This is a genomic window from Phycisphaerales bacterium (assembly GCA_029268515.1).
GTDB lineage: Bacteria > Planctomycetota > Phycisphaerae > Phycisphaerales > SM1A02 > JAQWNP01.
Window position 1 is genome coordinate 49,852 of record JAQWNP010000007.1, and the last position, 18,760, is coordinate 68,611.

Genomic DNA, 18,760 nt, shown 5'->3' on the forward strand with positions numbered 1-18,760 from the left:
ACATGAGGAACATACGCGTGAGACATCGTCGAGCATTTAGTTTAGTGGAGCTGCTTATTACAGTGGGCTTGATCATTGTGGTCGCCACACTGGTGATTTATGTGAGTTCTGCGGCTCGGCGTACAGCCCAAGAGGCCAATACCCAGGCGCTGATGACGTCAATCTCACAAGGATTGACGCAGTTCAAAAATGACACCGGTTATTACCCGCCGGTACTGAACGATGACCGAAGTCTCATGCCTGCTTTTTCAAACAGTGGGTTTGACCCCTTTATGAGTCCGTCGGTTGATGATGATGATTATGGCGACGATCGCCAGCAGTGGTATTCAGAAACAACGCTGGCCGAATATTTGCTGGGCTATGGTGGCTATAACCAAGATGGCTATGGCAAATATTATCTAAACGGCAACAACCAGCTCCCCGTACGTCCCAAAGAGAACCCGCCACTTGGCATTCGCCATCCGGGGCCTGATGGTGTCTGGGGGGCGCAGCGCTATGGCAATGGGTCGCTCGTCGATCGCGACCCTGATGTTAATCCTAGCAATCTCTACCGCCAGCAAGAGCTTTCTGGGCGTGTGCTCGGTCCCTACATCACGCTCTCTGATGAGCGGCTGGTTGGCATGCTGACAGCAAATGGCAAGGTGCTCTTTCCAGGTGACCCTGGCTACAGTGACAATGGTCCCAAAGCCATTGCTGATTACTGGGGCAATGCGATTCGCTATTACCGCACGCCGTATGCTGGCACTGACCCTGGCACAAAGTTACATGAAGCGCCCGGCGCTGAATTTACGCCGTCACTTTCAGATGTGGTGGTACTGCGTCCACAGTCAATTGTTGGAGGTCAAGTGATCGATTCGCAAGTGCTCGATGCCAATGGTGAAGGCAAGGCGCTGCGACAAACCCGTTCGGCAGATTTTGCACTCTTTTCACGGGGCGCTGATCAAGCCGTTGATGAAGATCGCCGTGTCGATGAAGAAGAATTCAATATCGATAACCTCGTGGAGATTGGTCCATGAGGTATCAACAGCGTCATCGAAGCCACGGCTTTACCATGATCGAGTTGATCGTGGTGATTGTCATTATTGTGATTGTGGCTGTGGTCACGGCATTGAGCTTTAGCTCTGTTTCTCGCAACGCGCGTTTGACGGGGTCGATTACCACCGTCAAAGGGGCGCTTGGCAAAGGGCGCGCTTTAGCGATGGAACGAAACGAGTGGGTCGTGGTGGCTTTTCGGCCGGTGCCTGATCCGAGCGAGCCGGCGCTGATCAATGAAGATGATGATGACTATCTTTCTGATGAGCAGGAAAAACGAGCCACCCGTACTGAAATTCTCTTTGGTCAGTTTACCGGTGAGACCGGAACTTGGAGTCCATATTGGCCACCAGAAGATCAGCAGGGCTTGCCCCCTCAAGATCTTTACCAGGGCAGTAGTAGTACGCTTGACGATCGTTATGTTGAGATTCCCGGCGCCGAGCGCTATGTGCTACCGCGCGGTATTAAGGTGGCCGGTATTGATTATTACAACTCGACGGCTGCAAACGGCGGCATGGTCTGGGCCACGGGGCCTGAGCTGAAGGATGTGCCGGTTGATGAACTGGACAATATCGATTTCGGCGCCCACCGGTGGTTCATGGTCGGCGTGATGTTTGCCCCCGATGGCACTGTGCGAACGAGAAACAATCAATCTGATGGCCGGTATCTTTGGATGGACTTCAACAACAATGGTTGGCAAGAGCAGGCCAATTCGGGCGTTAGTGGATTTCTCTTTCTGCATCCTCAGGATGAGCCGCGTTTGAAATTAACGATGATCTTGGGTGTCTATGACGGCGAAGAAGCACGTGAACTGCTTTTAGACCCTCTAGACCCAGCCTCTTTTGAAATTAACGAACTCATCGGGCCTAACGGCTATATCAGTGAGAACGTGGACCCACTGTATTTCAACCGCTTTAGTGGAGTGATCATGGAATGAGACTTCTGCTTATGAAAACAAAACGCGGCAATGCGACGCGCGGTATGTCACTGGTTGAGTTGATGTTGGCCATCGGCATTTTGGGCGTGGGCTTAATTTGTATCGCTGCGGTCTTTCCCGCTGGCATTCGCCAAACGGATGAAGCCGTTGATGATGTGATGGGGCCAATTGTGGCCAACAATGCGCTGTCGGTGATTCGCAGTAAGGTCAAGCCTGAAATGTTTGGCACTCGTGAGGAGGTCGCCGATTTGGCCACTGGCTTTGAGCCACCAACGGCAAGCGGTGATTGGTTCTGGCGCCGACCAGCGTTGTTTGATCCAGCGGATGCAGAGGGCACTGTCACTGTGGATTCCAGCTTGCCAGCAAGTGGTTCGCTGACCCATGGAGCGGGCGCGGTGCATGTGTTTGTTAATTCTTCTGTGGCGCCGGTAGATGGCTTTGATGTCGATGAGGCTACTTTGGGCGTGATGCCCTATAACACGCAACTCAATGATGATAACGTTCCTTCAGCAGTCATTTTGACCCAGGGTGAGCGCTGTTACCCGATGGCCGATCAGCTTGACGGCACCAATGCAGGGCTGGGGTATTTCGGTGAAGTGAACCCCGAGCAATTCTTGCCGCCGCGACCGCGCTATCGGTGGGATTGCATGTTCCGCCGCCATGACGGCAAGGTGCTGGTGGCCATCTTTGTTTACCGTGTGATTGATCAAGCCCAGGGATCGCGTGCCTACTGGTCGCAGAGTGATGGCGAGGACATGGGTGTGCGTCATCTGAATCTTGAAGAGGTGCAAGCATCTATTCCAGCGGTCAGTCGTCTGAAGCTTTCAGAGGTCATGTCTGATGCAGCTAGTCCAGCCTACGCCAAACTGCGTGAGGCCTTGGAACCAGGGCAGTGGCTCATCGATCAGAACAACATTGTGCATCGCCCGCTGAACGGTTGGGTGGATAGTGATGATGAGCGTTGGTGTGAGTTTCGGTCGCCGATTCCAATTGGCGGTCCAGCGCGCGTGAATCACTATAAGGATGGTGACCCTGACCTTGGGGCTGTGACCAACCTTTGGTACCTACCGCTTGAAGTTGAAGTACAAGATGGTCAAGGCAGTCGCTTTGTTGATGTGGTGCCCGTGTATGCCACGGTGCGAGAGCTCTAATGCGAAATAAGAACCCACAATCTCATGGTCGCCGCTTTGTGATCACAGGCCGCGGCTTTACCTTGGCAGAGCTCTTGGTGGCTGTTGCTATTTTTGTCTTGATTATTATTGCCGTGGGCCAGGTCTTTTCTGCGGCCTCGACCATCTCTGGTGTTGGTGATTCGACCAACGATCTCTTGCAAGATTCGGTGGCCATTGAGCGACAAATTCGTGATGACATTGATCGCATCAGTCATAATGGATTTTTGGCAATTCATTCAGTGGCCATCCCCAATGACATCAACGTGGCCATTACTGGCAAACTGCTTGATCCTGGCCGGCCACAAGAGGCGCCAATTCGCGCCGATCAACTGGTCTTCTTTGGCGAGGGAAACTTTCCAAGTAGCACACTTCAATTGATGGATGATGCGTCGGCAACGCAAACAAATCCCACCGACTTGTGGGCCGCAGGTTCAGCAGCCCGCATCTATTACGGTCACGCATTTCAAATACCATCTTCCAAAGATGCGGATCTACCGACTGTAAGTTCTGTTCAATACACCTATGATCCAAATCCTGATGCGGTCATGACCCCATGGATGACAGGTGATGTTGCTCAAGTGAGAACGCGGCATTCACGTTCCGGAGATAGTAATGGCGATATCTATACCTTCAGCGATGCAGGGGTGGCCGATGCCAGTCAGCCCGCGGCGACCGATTGGATTTTGAGTCGCCAGGCAGTGGTGCTGGCTGATGACGATGAGTCACCGCCGGATGATGACGATAAGACGTTTTTTCAGAACCTCTTCCGTACTGCGAAATCAATCTTTAAGGATCAAACAGTAGCGGGTATCACGCCACAAGTGCGCGATGGGCGACATGACATCGCCGCCACCGAGCTTCCAGAAATCCGTGCCTTGGTAACAGAAGACCCGCAAACGGGTCGGCAGCGGTTCTTGCTTGATCAGCAGCAGTTCATCAGTGATCAGGCGGTCTACTGGCCCCGCGCCGAGCGCAAGCCGCCCAGCACCAGCTCGCTTGACCAGGCGCTGAGTAATCATGTGCTAACGGGTGGATGTAGTGAGTTCATTGTCGAGTGGACGTATGACGATTTGGCGGGCAGCGCTCAAGATGAGAACAACGGTTCACAGTTGTACGGGCCACGGCAGCCGGCCGATCGACCAATTCGTTGGTTTGGTCTCAGCGATGCGCAGGTCGCCTCACTGACAGGTATTGATAATTTGAGCGAGCAAGAGCAGCGGCGCGTCTTCCGCGGTGTTGGTAACTATCGTGATCTTCCGCTCGAAGAGCAAGCAGAAGTATTGACCCCAGAAACAGAGGGGGTTTTTCAGAAAGTGGTCTACCCAGCTGAGCCAGACTTTGGCGGCTTTGGTGGACAGGCACCATACCGGGAGTATTGGGCCATCTTTGGTTACAACCAAAATGGCGCCTTTGATACTGTTGGCAACCTTCGCCAGGATTTTGTTCCATGGCCGACGGCCTTACGTATCACCATGGTGCTCAATGACCGGCAGAAGAATCTTGAAGGGGGGCGGATCTTCCAGTTCATCGTGGAGCTACCTGAGAAATGAATACCCAGAAGTTCATCACGATAAGCGAGGTGACGCAATGAAGTACATCGACTTACCAATTCGTTTAACCGATCGTCGCCAATGGCGCGGCAACGCCATGATTTTGGTGGCCGCGATGTTGACGTTGCTGGTGATTATGGCCACCGCCTATATCTCACGCACTCGGGCGACGCGCTCCACCGCGGCCGCTCACCAGAGCGCAGCCCAAAGAGAGGGCGCCGGCGAACATGTTGGCGCCATGCTGGCTGAAGAGTTGGCCCAGGCCCTGTTTGCGCGGCCACTGGCTGTGCCAGAAGGTGGGTTCTCTTTTGATGCTGATGCTGACAACTATGTTGGCAATTCTAATAATGCTCGAATTCAATCAGGTGCTCAGCTTGTGGGTGATGGCACTGGCTTTCCCCAGCCTGGTGCGGTGGGGCCTGACGATCGCGGTGGCCGCTACAGCGCCGATCGCTGGCATCCGTTTAATCACGCGCCCATGCATGTGGCCCCAGTGACCAACTTGCCCGACGATAATGGCGTGATCTTTCCGCCGGTAGGTCCTCGTAACGCGATCGGCAACCCCGGCTTTGGTGATAGTCGCTGGCTGCGCTCGACCGAGCCGCTGCGCTGGGCCAGTAATTGGCAGACCACCGGTCAGACCAGTGAAGATCTCAATGCCTTTTCACACTGGAAGCACATGACCTATCTGGCCCGGCCCGACAATGGTTGGCGTCTTTGCACAGACATTTCAAATGTGGGGCCGCAAACCACGCTGATGAACTTGAACTTGCCCGTGGAGCAATGGCTGCCGACACCACCGGGTGGTGTCAGTGATGAGGGGTATGCGCTTTTAAACAGCACTTCAGGTAATGCCACCCTCAATACCACGCCCGATCCGAACAATCCTGAGCAAACGCTCTTTGATGCTGCCTGGGATAACTGGTTTAGTGGTAACACAGTGGCGATCGATCAAAGTGGGGCCCTTGCTTACGCCGATCCTACCTTGGCGCCACCCAACCACTATGACCTCAGCGATCTTGATGGTGATGGCAACAACTACAACTTCCGTGACCGTCCTGAAGCGGCGTACGCCAAGTTTGACACGGCGGGCAACATCAACTGGCGCTGGTATGTTGAGCGTCGATTGAACGATACTGATGGTGATGGCTTTACCGATTCCTTTTGGTGGATTCCACCGCTGCCGATCAAAGATGGGGTGCATCATGTGGTTGGCGTTTCAGTCGTTGATCTCAGTGGTAAGCTGAACCTCAACACCGCGACGATCTTCCGTCGCAATGAAGATTCGCGATATCAAAATGATGCGGGCTTTGTGCTTCCCCAAGCGACTGCAGGGCATACCCCAGCTGATGTGGCGTTGGTTGGACAAGAAGTGCCGCCGTTAATTCATAATGGTGGCGGCGGATTTCCACAGCAAGGTGGTGGAAATATTTCGCAGGAAGAGATTACTTCTTCAACGGGTAGTTTTAACTGGAATACAGGTTTCTTTGACACCCCCATGAACCAACCTGGTTGGTTTCAAAGGCAGCCCGTGGATAATGCCGAGCGATGGGTTGAATACTCTGGTGGCGGTAATGGGCATCAAGTGATTTGGCCACATCTAGAGTGGTATGCCAACACCGATGGGGTTCCGACTGACGGTATGCCGCGCTGGCGTCTGTTTGGCAACTACACTGATGATCCGTTCCTTGAGCTCTTTGGTCTCAACGGCAACCTTGATTTCTGGGATGAAGCGTATGACGACACACAGAACTCAGAAATTCACCCTTGGGCGACACAGCAAGGGCGGTTGCGCTATTGGAACCTCAAAGGCAGTCGCCCTGATGATCCACTGGCAGGTTTGACCAACCTTGATCTCAGTGAAGAGCTTGAGTTAGCAGCGTATCACGGCCAGAATCGGCCTTATCAATTTTCAGAGCTGGAGAACTACACCCACTGGGAGGGACCTAGTTGGGCACAAATTGGACCACTGCGAGGTCGTAATAATCGAGCGGAAACAAGTGAGGGCCTCGGTCAGCTCAGTAACCAGCAGTTGGTCTTTGATAATCGCCGCAAGCTCACTGGCTATAACGGCGCTCGCAATGATGAATTGCCAGCGTGGCTGCGCTTCTCAAAGCGTCGTCCCAATCTCTTGACCCCTGATCAGTGGGATTATCCCGACGCGATTGAAGGAGCCAGTGAATTTCGCCGCGTCATGAACGAGTTTGATGATCAGCGCGGTTGGAAGCTTGACCTGCGCGAAGATCGTTTTCCCAACGGAGAGAGCCGGCCCCGGCTTGATAATGATCCTACTACTGGTTACTTGTCACTCTCGCAGCGTTTATCGCCAACCTTAATGATGGCTTTGACCGATGGTCCTGAGATGACCTTTGGTGCCGGTGCTTTTGGCGATGATCTTGATCCAGCCGCGCCGTACCACAGTTACTTTGGCGTGTATAACAGCGTTACAGATGAGGCCTATCGCAATACCCGTCGTTTGGCGGCCGCCTATGCTGCTAACATTTTGCAGTGGCGCGACAGTGACCAAGATCTCAAGTTAGTCGAAGCGGTACCGCTGCCAGATGTTGGCTTGCATCAACCCGAGTTGTATGCCGGTGGTAGTCAACCTGTTGATACCAATCAGATGCAGATGAACAATCGCTACTTCCTGGGCGTGGAGCCTCAGCCGTTCTTGCTAGAAGCGTTTGTGGCCCATGTGCATTCCGCGCAAGAGATACCCGAGCGAGATGAGCTTGGTATTCCTTACCGAGATGAAGACCAAGAAGCCAATACCGTCTTCGAGAATCCATATGGTCCTTGCGCCAATGGCACTGGTGGTTCAGCCACTCCACAGTCAACACCGGGTCCCAACGATCCGAATTGGCAAAGCACGATTGTGGTGGTTCAAATTGCCAACCCCTTTGATGTTGCTATTGACCTTTCTGATTATGTGATTGATGTGTTTGGTCAAGAGTTTGAAATAGCTGATTTGGTTGGGACGCCAACCGCAGACACGACTCAACAGCCAGCCTTCTTAGCCGAGCAGCTCTTGTTGCCACCTGGTACGCCTGAAGCGCCGTATACGGCGGTCTTCTATGCCATGGATGAAAATATCAGCCGAATAGTTCAGCAGGGGGCCAGTGCTGAGAGCTCTGAGCAAGATCCACTGGAACAACCGTGGATCGACTTCCTTGATCTCAAGGTGAAGCCCATTTGGACCAACGCGGTACAAGCGCCGACAGCCGGCTCGCCGGTCGTCGACTTGCCTTCTTATGACTATGACGATCCTAACAGCACGCCAACACTGCAGCCACTGGGGCCGCAAGGCCAAATGCAGGGGTCACTGGTGGTCAACGTGAACCGTGTACATGAAGAGCTCTTGTTGCCACCAGCATGGCGCACCTATCGCTGCTGGTATGACGATGAACTTGACAGTGTGGCTTCGCCAACAATTCAGCTCAAGCGTTATGTGGCGCCGATTCCCGTCCAGCAAGATGTGCCCGGTTCAGGTGGGCAGCAGCAAGCCCCGCCACTGGTCGTGGTTGATCGGCTTGATGACCCAAGTTGGAGCTATACCGGTGGCAATACACTGAGTTATGACTTTGATGAAACCTTTGCCGGTGCCATTCATGAGATGGGTGAAGACGTTGGTCAAATTCTGCAGGATGCCCCAACCCTGCCAATGAACAGTTATTTGAATCCCAATCAGTCACCTTCGCCTTATGAGCCTTCTGGGCTGACGCTTGATCAAAAGAACGATGCCGATCGTTTTACCCATTGGACACAGTGGGTGCGGGCTTCACGCAGTTGGGGATACGACCGTGATGGCAATGGTACGTATGATCCTGATGAGCGTAACCCGCGTTATGTCTTTGCTGATCGAGTGATTACCAAGCCAGCTCAAGTCACCGTCGATGTACCAGATGCTTCGGGGGCGCCGGTTGCGTACAGCGATCTTTCCTTCTTTGACGGTGAATCCGGTATTCCCAATCAAAGTCAAACAGGCAATGATGCTGCAGGGGATCCACTAAGCGGTTTGAAAGGTGGCCAGCGCTTCAACATGACCGAGGCGCCTGATGATGCGAATTTTGAAAATGGTCTGACAAACCCACGTGAAGCCTGGTTCCTTCGTGACTACTGGCCTGCCGGAGCAGGCGTTGATTTGAACGGGGCTCAGTCGCTCAGTGCGCGCAAGCCAACCTTCTTCAACTTCGCGATCGAGAAAACACCTGTGAGTGAGTTTGATCCGGAAGATGCAATCACATGGTCCATTCCCGATAAGGGTTGGTATGGGCAAGCTCAAGCCTCATCTGGTGGTACGGGTGAACCGCCTGAGTTCTCTCAAGAAGCGACCGTGGAGGATCTGGAGAGCGATGAAATTGAACTAGAACTGACCGGTAACTTTGATCGTTCCGCCAGCCGCTATTGGTATCCCATGCAAATGTTGCAGAAAGACTGGAACTTTGAGCAGGTTGGTGAACTCAACAACGTGTGGCTCTTTGGTCATGAAATTGCCATGCGCAATGGAACTGACTACGCCACCACCTTGACGACCTTCTCAGAGTTTATGAGTCGAGAAGAAGAGGATCTCACTGGCGCCGATGCCCAGGTGAACCGCCTGCGCGTCAAGCCGACGTTCAGTGGCACACCAGCAGATGATATTAGTCCTGCTCCAGCCTATAACTGGGGCGCTAATGCCGGCACTATTGGCGGCGCCTCAAATGTGCTTGACCCAACCGATCCGCGCTGGCAACAACCAGTGGTGCCCATGGGCAGCCGTGTCTTTGATGCCTTTGTCTGTGACGGGCTTGGTGAAGTCTATGACATCAACAATGACTTCAAGGTGGATCAGATCGATCGTCAGGAGATGGCCGATTTTCGTTTCTCTAACGCCAATGGTTTTACTGGCAAGTCGACGCCGGGTTTGGTCAATGTCAATACCGCCACTGTTGAAGTGCTGCGAGCATTGCCGAACATGTTTAAGGCGGTCCACATGGACTACAATGAGAAGTTAGATACCTGGGGCTCAGCGGCTGTTGATATGAACCCCCGTGTCGGTGTGCCTGAGTCCATTATTCATTACCGTGATTTACTTGGCGGAGCCAACATTGTGGATATTGGTAGTGGGCCGGAGATTGGTACTGATGAAACCGGCTATCGCAATGGCCCCTGGTATCACACCCGTGGTACGCGCTGGCGCAGTCCTGCAGGACTCGGCGGTACAGAGCCTCTGGTCGATAACATGCGCGATGAGCCAGGTATTACTTCGATTGGTGAATTGCTTTTGCTTGATCGCCCTGGGGCCAGCCCCTTTGGTGGTAGCCATGACTTTGATGGTTTTGCATTCAACTATTCTGCTGACGCCAGTTGGACACCCGTGGATCGCTATTTGAGTTCTGATGGCTACCGTATTGGCTTTGCAGCGTTGGACCCATTCCGTGTCAATGACACACAGCTCGGTGGTGGTTTTAACGATACTGATGGTGATGGTCTTCCTGATGCCGATACAGGCCCCATGAGTTCTATGGATGGTTTGCCAAGTTACAGTCGTGGTTCACTTGGCGCCTATCTCTCGACCGACAGGCAGACCACACATGACCCCTATGCCAATGGATCAGCGTCTGGCCAGGAACAGTACCTGGGCGATCGTGTCTCCAGTGACAGTGAAGAGGCCAACTTGCTGTTCTCGGGCATCTCGAATCTGATTACCACACGAAGTGACCTGTTCTTGGTCTACTTCAATGTGCGTGGCTTCAAAGAGACCCGCTACCCAGACGGTACGATCGGCTGGGACGCCACCAATAAGGATGCCATTGTTGATGAAAGCCGTTGGGTCATGATCGTCGATCGCAGTGAGGTCGAGTCGCCCAGCGACGAGCCGCGTATTCTTCTTTTGGAGCGTGTCGACAACTAACCGGCTGGGGGTATCTTCCGCCCAGCAGTAAATTTACAACCGCCGCGCCCCGTCACGCTCATCCGCTTCGAGCTGCGGGGCGTGGTCTTTTTTGGTTGGTCAAGAGGCGCTGACTGAGGCGTGTGTCAGGTGGGGTTGATTCTGTCAGGCGTAGCCGAGTTGGTGTTCTTTGGGTACGCTTTAGCAGCCATGTTGATGACACTCGCCACTGAATATGTTGACATTCTCCTCGCCGCATTTGGGCAGATGGCTTCTGAGCACTCTGAGCAAATGATGGAGGCCACCCGAGCGCAGCAAGAGGCTTCGGGTGTTGTTCAAACACCCATTCCCGGCGAAAAAGTTGAGGCGCTTACCAGTGTGGGGGCGGCATTAGTTCCACAAGGCCTCAGTGAACTCAACAGTGCTGTTGGCGGCCTTGAGTTTGCCTTGGCGGTGGTGGTGAGTCTGACCGCGCTGGCAGCCTGGATCAATGATCGGTTCTTCCGTGTGCCGGCGGCCATTGTGGCTTTGGTGTCTGGCGCGGTGTATGCGCTGGTGACACTTCTTCTCGTAAAAACTGGGGTGGTTGATTCTAATTACCTGAAGAACTTATTAGAGACCTATCAGTTTCAAGATCTGGTGTTGCATGGACTGCTTGGATTTATTCTTTTCGCGGCGGCATTGCAGGTTGATTTAGGCAAACTCAGAAGCGCGGCTTGGGGCATTGCCTACTTGTCAACGCTTGGGGTGGTTATTTTTATATTGCTGTTTGGGACCATGATCTGGTGTGTCATCACGGGCATGAATTACGTCTGGCCAGGCGAGATCAAACCTTTTGTATGGATCGGTTGTATCGTCATGGCCGCGATCATTGCGCCCACTGATGCTGCGGCGGTGATCTCAATTATGCGGCGTGTCAAAGCGCCAGAAAAATTACGTCTGACAGTGGCTGGTGAATCACTGTTCAACGATGCGGTAAGTATTGTGCTGTTTCTCGTAGCTGCCCAGCTGTACTTGTCGACCGAGTCGGTTCATGCAGGTGATATTGCATTGCAGTTGACGCGCGAGCTGGTTGGTGGGTTTGTATTGGGTGGTGTGTTGGCCCTTATTGGCCTCGGTATGCTGCGGAGCACTATTAATTCAAGCACGCGTGTCTTGATTACCTTGGGTATTGTCTTAGCTGGAACTTGCGCTGCCATTGTTCTCAAGACATCGGGACCGTTGGCGATGGTGGTGGCGGGCATTTTGATCGGTGAATTTGCCAAGGGTGGTACGCCCAAATCGCGGCACACGACAGCCAGCTTCTGGGACGTGATCGATCAAGCCCTCAACGGCATTCTGTTTATGCTCTTGGGCCTGGAGTTGCTGCAACTGACTTGGAAGCCTGCGGTGATAATAGCCTCGTTTGTTGTCTTCTGGTTTATTCTGGTGGCTCGTTACTTGAGTTTATGGTTGCCTGGGCTTCTTGTTGGACCCGAAAATCGTTTCTCGCAAGGCCAGCTCATCTTGCTGACCTGGTGTGGGCTGCGCGGTGGGGTATCAGTCGCGTTAGCCCTGGCCTTAGGGTCGGAAGCGGTGATCGCTGGAATGATGGATGGAGAGATGCGTGAGAAATTTGATACCCACATTCATCCATCGATCATCTTGTCTGCTTTTATTTTGGTGACCATGTCGATGTTGCTGCAGGGTCTCACAGCGCCGATGGTGGTGCGATGGGTAGCACGACGCGAAGAAAAGGCTGACTAAGTCAGACTTCTCGTTTATGAGTTTGTTTTGTCGACCCCACCAAAGCGGCGGTCGCGGCTGGCATAATCGCGAATCGCTTTGTGTAAGTCTTCATCGCAAAAATCTGGCCAATACGTGTCAGTGACATGAATCTCGGCGTAGCTGATTTGCCAGAGCAAATAGTTTGAGATGCGATGTTCGCCAGCGGTGCGGATCAGAAGATCTGGATCAGGCTGTCCTGCGGTATAGAGGTGATCTGAAACCAACTGCTCGGTAATTGCGTCACGGTCCAGTTTGCCGCTGGCTACCTTGTTGGCGATGGCGGTGACGGCATCAGTGATCTCTTGGCGTGAGCTGTAGTTGACCGCCAAGTTGAGTGTCAGGCCGGTGCAGTGGCTGGTCGCTTCAATCGTTTCATCGACCGCGGCGAGCACGGCGGGGTCAAGGCCCTCACGGCGGCCAATTTGTTGGAATCGCACGTTGTTGCGGATGAGCTCGTCGCGTTCCTTGGCAAGGTACTCCAAGTACAGCGACATCAGGGCGCTGACCTCTTCGGGCGGTCGCTTCCAGTTTTCAATTGAAAAGGAATACATCGTCATGGTGTCGATGTGCAGGTGCCCGGCTGCGATAATGATGTCGCGTGTGACAGGAGCGCCAGCTCGGTGGCCACTGATGCGCGGCTTGCCATGCTCGAGTGCCCAGCGTCCGTTGCCGTCCATGATGATGGCAATATGTTTGGGGCGCCGCTCCAGCGGCACGTCGGGCAGGGGATCTTGCGCGGGCTCAGTGCGCTGTTGAGAGGTTGGTGTCGAAGCGTTGCTGGGCATATCTGCTCTATGGTAGTGGGTTGCTGATCGCCTTGTTACACAAGCGTGACAATAGATCTCGCTTGGCGGCGTTGAACATCTGAAGGGTCAAACATCTGTTGATTGTAAACCATGCTGATTGGCAAGGAGTCTATCAATGCGCCGTTCTCTGTCTCAAAAGAAGCTTGAAATCCGCTTTGGTCGGTTTTGCGGGTATCCATTCTCTCTCGACGATTGCTTCAGGCGAAGTGGGCCGACGACATTTGTCGGACATTTGCTCCTGATTGGTGTGCTTTGGGGGGCATGGAGCGACCCATTGGTGGCCCAAGATCAGATGACGCCGCTGGCCGAAACCACTGTGGTTGGTGTTGATTATCTTGATGCTGGCGCTTTGGCTCAAGCGACTGGCCCTGAATGGGTCAAGTTGCGTGATCAAGCGCTGTCGCTTGATGCGGTGTCGTTCGAGGCGTTGATCGCCGAGCTTGGCGCGCCAGAGGCGCCACTTGACTACCACGCCACGGCATCACTGCTTCTTGCATGGCAGCGCGCCCCAGAACTGGGCGCCTTTCTGGATGTTGAAATTCAAGCCAATCTCGAGGCTGATGGGTATTTGCCGCGGCCTTACATTCGCGGAATGGAGGGGAAGCGTGCGTTTGTGGTCAGAACACCACCGCCTGGCTTCGATGCGAAATACAGGAAAACACTGTGGTTTGGTACGGGGGCCTACTTGCAAGCGACTAGGCAGGTCAAGCACGATGCGTTTCTATTTTCGCTCGAGCGTCACTGGAAGCGTAACGATTTACCCTCTTATCTACGTGGCATTGAAAGGGTCGAGCCGGAGGGTACGGTAGAAGACAGTGGCAAAGGGGTTGATCAAGATTCTCTCTGGCGTGAAGAGGTTGAGATCTATCTCTTTACGCTAGAGCAACGGCCTTCAGCGATGACAGGGCGAGGTCAGCGACTTATCACACACTACGCGCGGGCGAACCCACAAGACAGCCGTGTCATTCCGGCGCTGAGCCAGGCGATTCTTGCTTGCGATCGCAAGATTTTGTTTGGTGATGATCCCAAGGGTGCAGGCTTGCTTGCTCATCGCCAGCATTGGCCTACCTTGCTGGGCATCGGGACGCGTGAAGCCTACCTTCAAGCGCTGTCGCTGCGGGCGCAGCTGCTTGTTGAAATGACTGCCGCGGGCATTGATATCGCGGCGCTTGATCAAGACCTCAAGCAATCACAGCAGCATGTCTACGATATGGAACGTGAGCACATACAGCGGGCAGCGAATCTAAGTAAGGCTGAGCAGCAAGCGGGCTTGGACAATCTCAAGCAATTACGCGAGGCTCGTTTGGGGCCATCTTATTGGCAGTCGATGGGCAAGCAGATTGAGCGGCTCGAGCAAAAACTTAAGCAGCAAGAAGCATCGCCCGGCCCAGTCGCTGTAGGGGAAGACCAACCCGCAGGCGCAGCCGCAACAGCAAGAACAACAACAGCAACCCTAAGTAAGCAAAAAGCGCTGGCCACATCAGGCGCCGTCGCAAGCCCCCGCAGTAGTGATCAACTACGCGCCGATCATGGTCTGGGTGCGCTCCGGGCCGACACTGACCAGGCCAATGGGGAGCTCTGTCAGCGCTTCAATGCGATCTAAATACGCTTGCGCTCCAGCAGGCAAGGCCGAACGCTCGGTGGTGTGATCGATCTCTTCCTGCCAACCAGGCACGGTCTCGTAAATTGGCGTCGCGCCAATCAGGCCCCGCGCGTCTGGAATGAAACGGTCAGTGGTGCGACCATCTGGCAATTGATAAGCGCTGCAGATTTTCAGCTCGTCAAAACCAGACAGCACATCGAGCAACATCACCGCCAGCTCAGTGGCCCCGCAAACCATCGCCGAATAACGCACGGCGACCAAATCAAGCCAGCCGCAACGACGCGGACGACCCGTGGTGGTGCCATACTCACGGCCACGCTCACGAATGCGCTCGCCAAGTTCGTTTTCCAGTTCAGTGGGGAAGGGGCCCGCGCCAACGCGCGTGGTATACGCCTTCATGATGCCCACCGTGCGATCAAGCAAGTGACCGGCCAAGCCAGTGCCCGCCGGAATACCCAACGTCGAACAGTTGGAACTGGTTACGTACGGGTAGGTGCCATGATCAATATCAAGCAAGCACGCATTGGCCCCTTCAAAGAGCAGGCGTTTGCCTTGCTTGCGATAGTCATTGAGAAGATAGGTGGTGTCGGTAATGCGCTCAGCCAACTGCTGTCCGATTTGATGGTAATGCTCGGCCAGCGCAAAGGGATCCAGTGGGGGGGTCTCGATGCCCAAGGCGGTCAGCTCTGCAGAACGAAGAGCGCAGGTGAGGCGCAGTTTTTCTTCCAGGTAAGCGCGGTCAAGTAGATCGCCAGCGCGGATGGCCGTGGAGCGATGCACTTTGTCGGCGTAAGCGGGGCCGATGCCACGTTTGGTGGTGCCAATCGAAAGATCATCATCACCAGTCTTGACACTGCCAGAGAGATAACTTTCCAGGGCCGCGTCATGTTCCTTGTGATAGGGCATGACCACATGCGAACGATTGGAAAGCATCAGCCGTCCGGTGGTATCGATGCCGCGCCCTTCGATCATGTTGATTTCTTCGAGCAGGGTTTCGGGGTCAACTACGACGCCATTGCCGATGACACAGATTGTGCCCGGTGACAAGATGCCTGAGGGCAGCAAGTGCATCGCGTAGCGTTCCTCACCAATCACGACCGTGTGGCCGGCGTTGGCGCCGCCGTTGTAGCGCACAATGACATCATGCTCGGCCGCGAGCAGGTCAACGACCTTGCCCTTGCCTTCGTCACCCCATTGGAGTCCCACCACGGCTGTATTGTTTCCGGACGTTCTTGCTGTCACCCCGCACCTCACTTGTTAGGCACACTAAAGCGGTTCAGTGGCCCTGGATGGCTCAAAATGACCCAGCGCCTTGACCAAACTAAGTCGCAAAACCGGCCCCGTCAATGCACAAGCTCACTTGAGGGGCTAAGAGCGCTCAAGACCCCCTCCCTGAGCGGCCGATGATGGCTGGCCGGGAGGCTACTTATGACCCATCAGACCGATCAAGAGCGACAGGATGAGCAACGCACTGGAAGTGATCCAGTGGTCTGTATTCGATGCCCCAACCTTGGTTGCCAGCGGGTGCTGGGTATTCCAGAGTCGCATCGGGGCTTGGTGGTGCGCTGCCGCGGCTGTCGCACCCTTTTGAAGGTGCCAGTGGTCCGTTCTGAGCGTACCAGTGCACTGATGCAGGCTTCCTAAGCGGCCAGTCACGATTCTGTCGATCTCTTGCCTATTCATCAAGACAGATGCCGGGTCATGGCTCAGCCCTGACTATGATGCATGGTCGTGGAATGTTCTTCTCAACAACTTGGTTCTGGTTGTCAGCAACAGTCGATGACTGTGGGTGGAATGCTGCTCTCGGTTGACCAGGCGCCCAGTATTGCCGCGTTTCTCAATGAAGCAGATGTGGCCACTGCGAAGGCATCAAGCCTCTACGTGCACATTCCATTTTGCTTTCATCGCTGCCACTACTGCGACTTCTATTCGGTGGTCGATACCCATCGCCAGCATGGCGATTTTGTCGATCGAATGCTCGAAGAGCTGGCGTTCAGCGCTGAACGCTTGGCGCTGCCACTGAAGACGGTGTTCGTGGGTGGGGGCACGCCCACGTTGTTAGAGCCACGCTTATGGAAACGCTTAGGTGCGGCACTTGGCCAACTGGTCGATGATGACACCGAGTTTACGGTTGAGGCGAATCCAGAAACGGTCGAGCGGCCGCTGCTGGAGGTCTTGGTCGCCAGCGGTGTGAATCGCATCAGCATCGGCGCTCAGTCGTTTGATGAGCATTTGCTCAAAGCACTTGAGCGGCATCATGAGCCCGCCAATGTGGGGCGGGCGGTTCGGCTGGCTCGCCAAGCGGGCATCAAGCGGGTGAGCTTGGATTTAATCTTTGCTATTCCCGGTCAATCAATGCAAATGCTTGAGGCTGATCTTGATCAGGCCTTGGCTTTAGAGCCCGAGCATTTGAGCTGTTACGCGCTCACGTATGAACCCAAGACGCCGCTGTTTCAACGGCGCTCGCGGGGGCTGGTTGAACAAGTCGATGAAGATCTTGAAGCGGCGATGTTTGAACTTGTGCAGCAGCGCTTGGCTGAGGCGGGTTATGAACAGTACGAAATCAGTAACTACGCGCGGGGAGCCGCTGAGCAATGTCGGCACAATCTGGTCTATTGGCAGGGGCGCCATTACTGGCCGGTTGGGCCAGGGGCGGCAGGCAATTTGGGTCAATTGCGTTGGCGCAATGCCCCGGCGCTGCCTGCTTACTTAGCAGGTCAGCAGTGGCCGGCCGTGGTTGATGTGGAAAGGCTCGATCGCAAGGGTCGCATTGGTGAGCAGTTGATGTTGGGCTTGCGGCTCAATGCTGGCTTGTCGGCTCAACAGGTGGCATCACTGCTGGCAGATGATCCCATCGGGCAGCAGCGCGTGACCGTCATTGATGATTTCTGTGAGCGGGGTTTGCTTGAACGAGATGCCATCGGATTGCGTTTAACGGAGCAAGGGCGGATGTTGGGCGATGGCATCATGGCGGCGCTGCTTTAGTGGCTCGCGGGCCTCGATAACCTTGCTTGAGGCCCACTAGGGCTTATTTCGCGGGTAGTAGTGCAGGGAGTCTTCCGGTGGGGCCGATGAACAGGCCAGTGAATAACTATGCACATTGACGCCATCATTCGATTAATCCGACCAGGAGATTGGGTCAAGAACCTCTTTGTGGTTCCAGCCTTCTTCTTTGCATTGCCAATGGTGAATCGTGAAGCGATCGCCTCAGGTGATGCGGCGCCTTGGGTTGAGCTGGTGGTCTTGACCATCTTGACCTTTATTGCGTTCTGTCTGGTGGCCTCCTCGGTCTATGCGTTTAACGATGTCTGTGATGCGGCCAGTGATCGCAACCACCCCATTAAACGCAAGCGGCCTGTCGCCGCCGGTGATGTGACGGCCACGCAAGCGCTCAGCATCAGCTTGGTGTTGCTGGTGGTGGGTTTGGTTCTGGGCTTCTTTGTTGGGCTTGGTGTGGGCGTGGTCTTATCGTTGTACCTGCTGCTGCAATGCGCTTACAACGGTGGTCTTAAGCGAATTATGTTAGTCGATACATCTATTCTGGCTGCGGGCTTTGGTTTGCGCAGCGCTGCAGGGGCGATGGCTATTTCGGTGCCGATCTCGATTTGGTTGTTGGGTTGCGTCTTCTTTTTAACCCTCTACCTGGCGTTTACAAAGCGTCTGTGTGATCTTTCAAGTGAAGAGCTGCGTGGTGATGGGAACTGGCGGTCGCCTGCGGGTTATAACAATCGCATCGAACTCAACTGGCTTTTGGGTGTGAGCGCTACCTTGGCAATGGTGGCGTACTTGGTTTACGCAATGTCCGATCACGCAATGGATCTGTTTGGCACCCGAGCCTTTGGCTTTGCGTTGCTGAGTCCACTGATCTTGATTTCAATTCACCGTTTCTATCGTGTTTCAAGTGAGGGACAGACCGATAGCCCACTCGATGCGCTGATGAGCGACATGGTGTTGGCTATTGCAGTGCTTCTCTTTGGCATCGGCATCTTGGTCGTGCTCTACGTGCCTCAGGTGCAAGAGT

General features: G+C 54.3%; 12 protein-coding genes. 10 read left to right on the forward strand and 2 right to left on the reverse strand.

Features of this window, described 5'->3' with window-relative positions; genetic code table 11:
- Window positions 1-17 precede the first annotated feature (17 nt).
- The 6 genes from P8J86_05895 to P8J86_05920 all read left to right on the forward strand — a co-directional run bounded on the left by P8J86_05895 (window position 18) and on the right by P8J86_05920 (window position 12,309).
- Window positions 18-1,016: a type II secretion system protein gene (locus P8J86_05895; protein MDG2054222.1), complete on the forward strand. Its 999-nt coding sequence runs from the start codon at window positions 18-20 to the stop codon at window positions 1,014-1,016.
- Window positions 1,013-1,969 carry a prepilin-type N-terminal cleavage/methylation domain-containing protein gene (locus P8J86_05900; protein ID MDG2054223.1) on the forward strand — a complete coding sequence of 319 codons (957 nt, stop codon included), beginning with the start codon at window positions 1,013-1,015 and terminating at the stop codon, window positions 1,967-1,969. Before P8J86_05895 ends, P8J86_05900 begins: the two co-directional genes overlap by 4 nt.
- Window positions 1,966-3,120 (forward strand): hypothetical protein, encoded by a 1,155-nt coding sequence (locus P8J86_05905; GenBank protein MDG2054224.1) that lies wholly within the window; start codon window positions 1,966-1,968, stop codon window positions 3,118-3,120. The genes P8J86_05900 and P8J86_05905 overlap by 4 nt, the downstream gene beginning before the upstream one ends.
- Window positions 3,120-4,691, forward strand: a complete 1,572-nt coding sequence (locus tag P8J86_05910; protein ID MDG2054225.1) for a prepilin-type N-terminal cleavage/methylation domain-containing protein — start codon at window positions 3,120-3,122, stop codon at window positions 4,689-4,691. Before P8J86_05905 ends, P8J86_05910 begins: the two co-directional genes overlap by 1 nt.
- A 37-nt stretch (window positions 4,692-4,728) precedes the next feature.
- On the forward strand, window positions 4,729-10,584 hold the full coding sequence (locus P8J86_05915) for a hypothetical protein (GenBank protein ID MDG2054226.1): 5,856 nt from the start codon (window positions 4,729-4,731) through the stop codon (window positions 10,582-10,584).
- Between the two features lie 195 nt (window positions 10,585-10,779).
- Window positions 10,780-12,309: a sodium:proton antiporter gene (locus tag P8J86_05920; protein ID MDG2054227.1), complete on the forward strand. Its 1,530-nt coding sequence runs from the start codon at window positions 10,780-10,782 to the stop codon at window positions 12,307-12,309.
- Between the two features lie 14 nt (window positions 12,310-12,323).
- On the opposite strand, the gene P8J86_05925 is transcribed toward P8J86_05920, so the two are convergent.
- Window positions 12,324-13,115 (reverse strand): isoprenyl transferase, encoded by a 792-nt coding sequence (locus P8J86_05925; GenBank protein MDG2054228.1) that lies wholly within the window; start codon window positions 13,113-13,115, stop codon window positions 12,324-12,326.
- A gap of 136 nt (window positions 13,116-13,251) precedes the next feature.
- Between P8J86_05925 and P8J86_05930 the strand changes: the two genes are divergently transcribed.
- Entirely contained in the window at window positions 13,252-14,739 is a 1,488-nt protein-coding gene (locus tag P8J86_05930) for a hypothetical protein (protein ID MDG2054229.1), read from the forward strand.
- On the opposite strand, the gene P8J86_05935 is transcribed toward P8J86_05930, so the two are convergent.
- Window positions 14,653-15,981, reverse strand: coding sequence for an adenylosuccinate synthase (locus tag P8J86_05935; GenBank protein ID MDG2054230.1), 1,329 nt, complete (start codon window positions 15,979-15,981; stop codon window positions 14,653-14,655). The two genes, P8J86_05930 and P8J86_05935, sit on opposite strands and share 87 nt — an antisense overlap.
- 186 nt (window positions 15,982-16,167) lie before the next feature.
- Here P8J86_05935 and P8J86_05940 point away from each other — a divergent pair, with 186 nt between their 5' ends.
- From P8J86_05940 to P8J86_05950, 3 genes are all read left to right on the forward strand, one after another.
- Window positions 16,168-16,383 (forward strand): hypothetical protein, encoded by a 216-nt coding sequence (locus P8J86_05940; protein ID MDG2054231.1) that lies wholly within the window; start codon window positions 16,168-16,170, stop codon window positions 16,381-16,383.
- An 87-nt stretch (window positions 16,384-16,470) separates the two neighbouring features.
- Window positions 16,471-17,724 carry a radical SAM family heme chaperone HemW gene (gene hemW, locus P8J86_05945; protein ID MDG2054232.1) on the forward strand — a complete coding sequence of 418 codons (1,254 nt, stop codon included), beginning with the start codon at window positions 16,471-16,473 and terminating at the stop codon, window positions 17,722-17,724.
- Window positions 17,725-17,832: 108 nt separating this feature from the next.
- Window positions 17,833-18,760, forward strand: a 928-nt coding sequence (locus P8J86_05950; protein ID MDG2054233.1) for a UbiA prenyltransferase family protein, incomplete at its 3' end; no start/stop codon positions are given.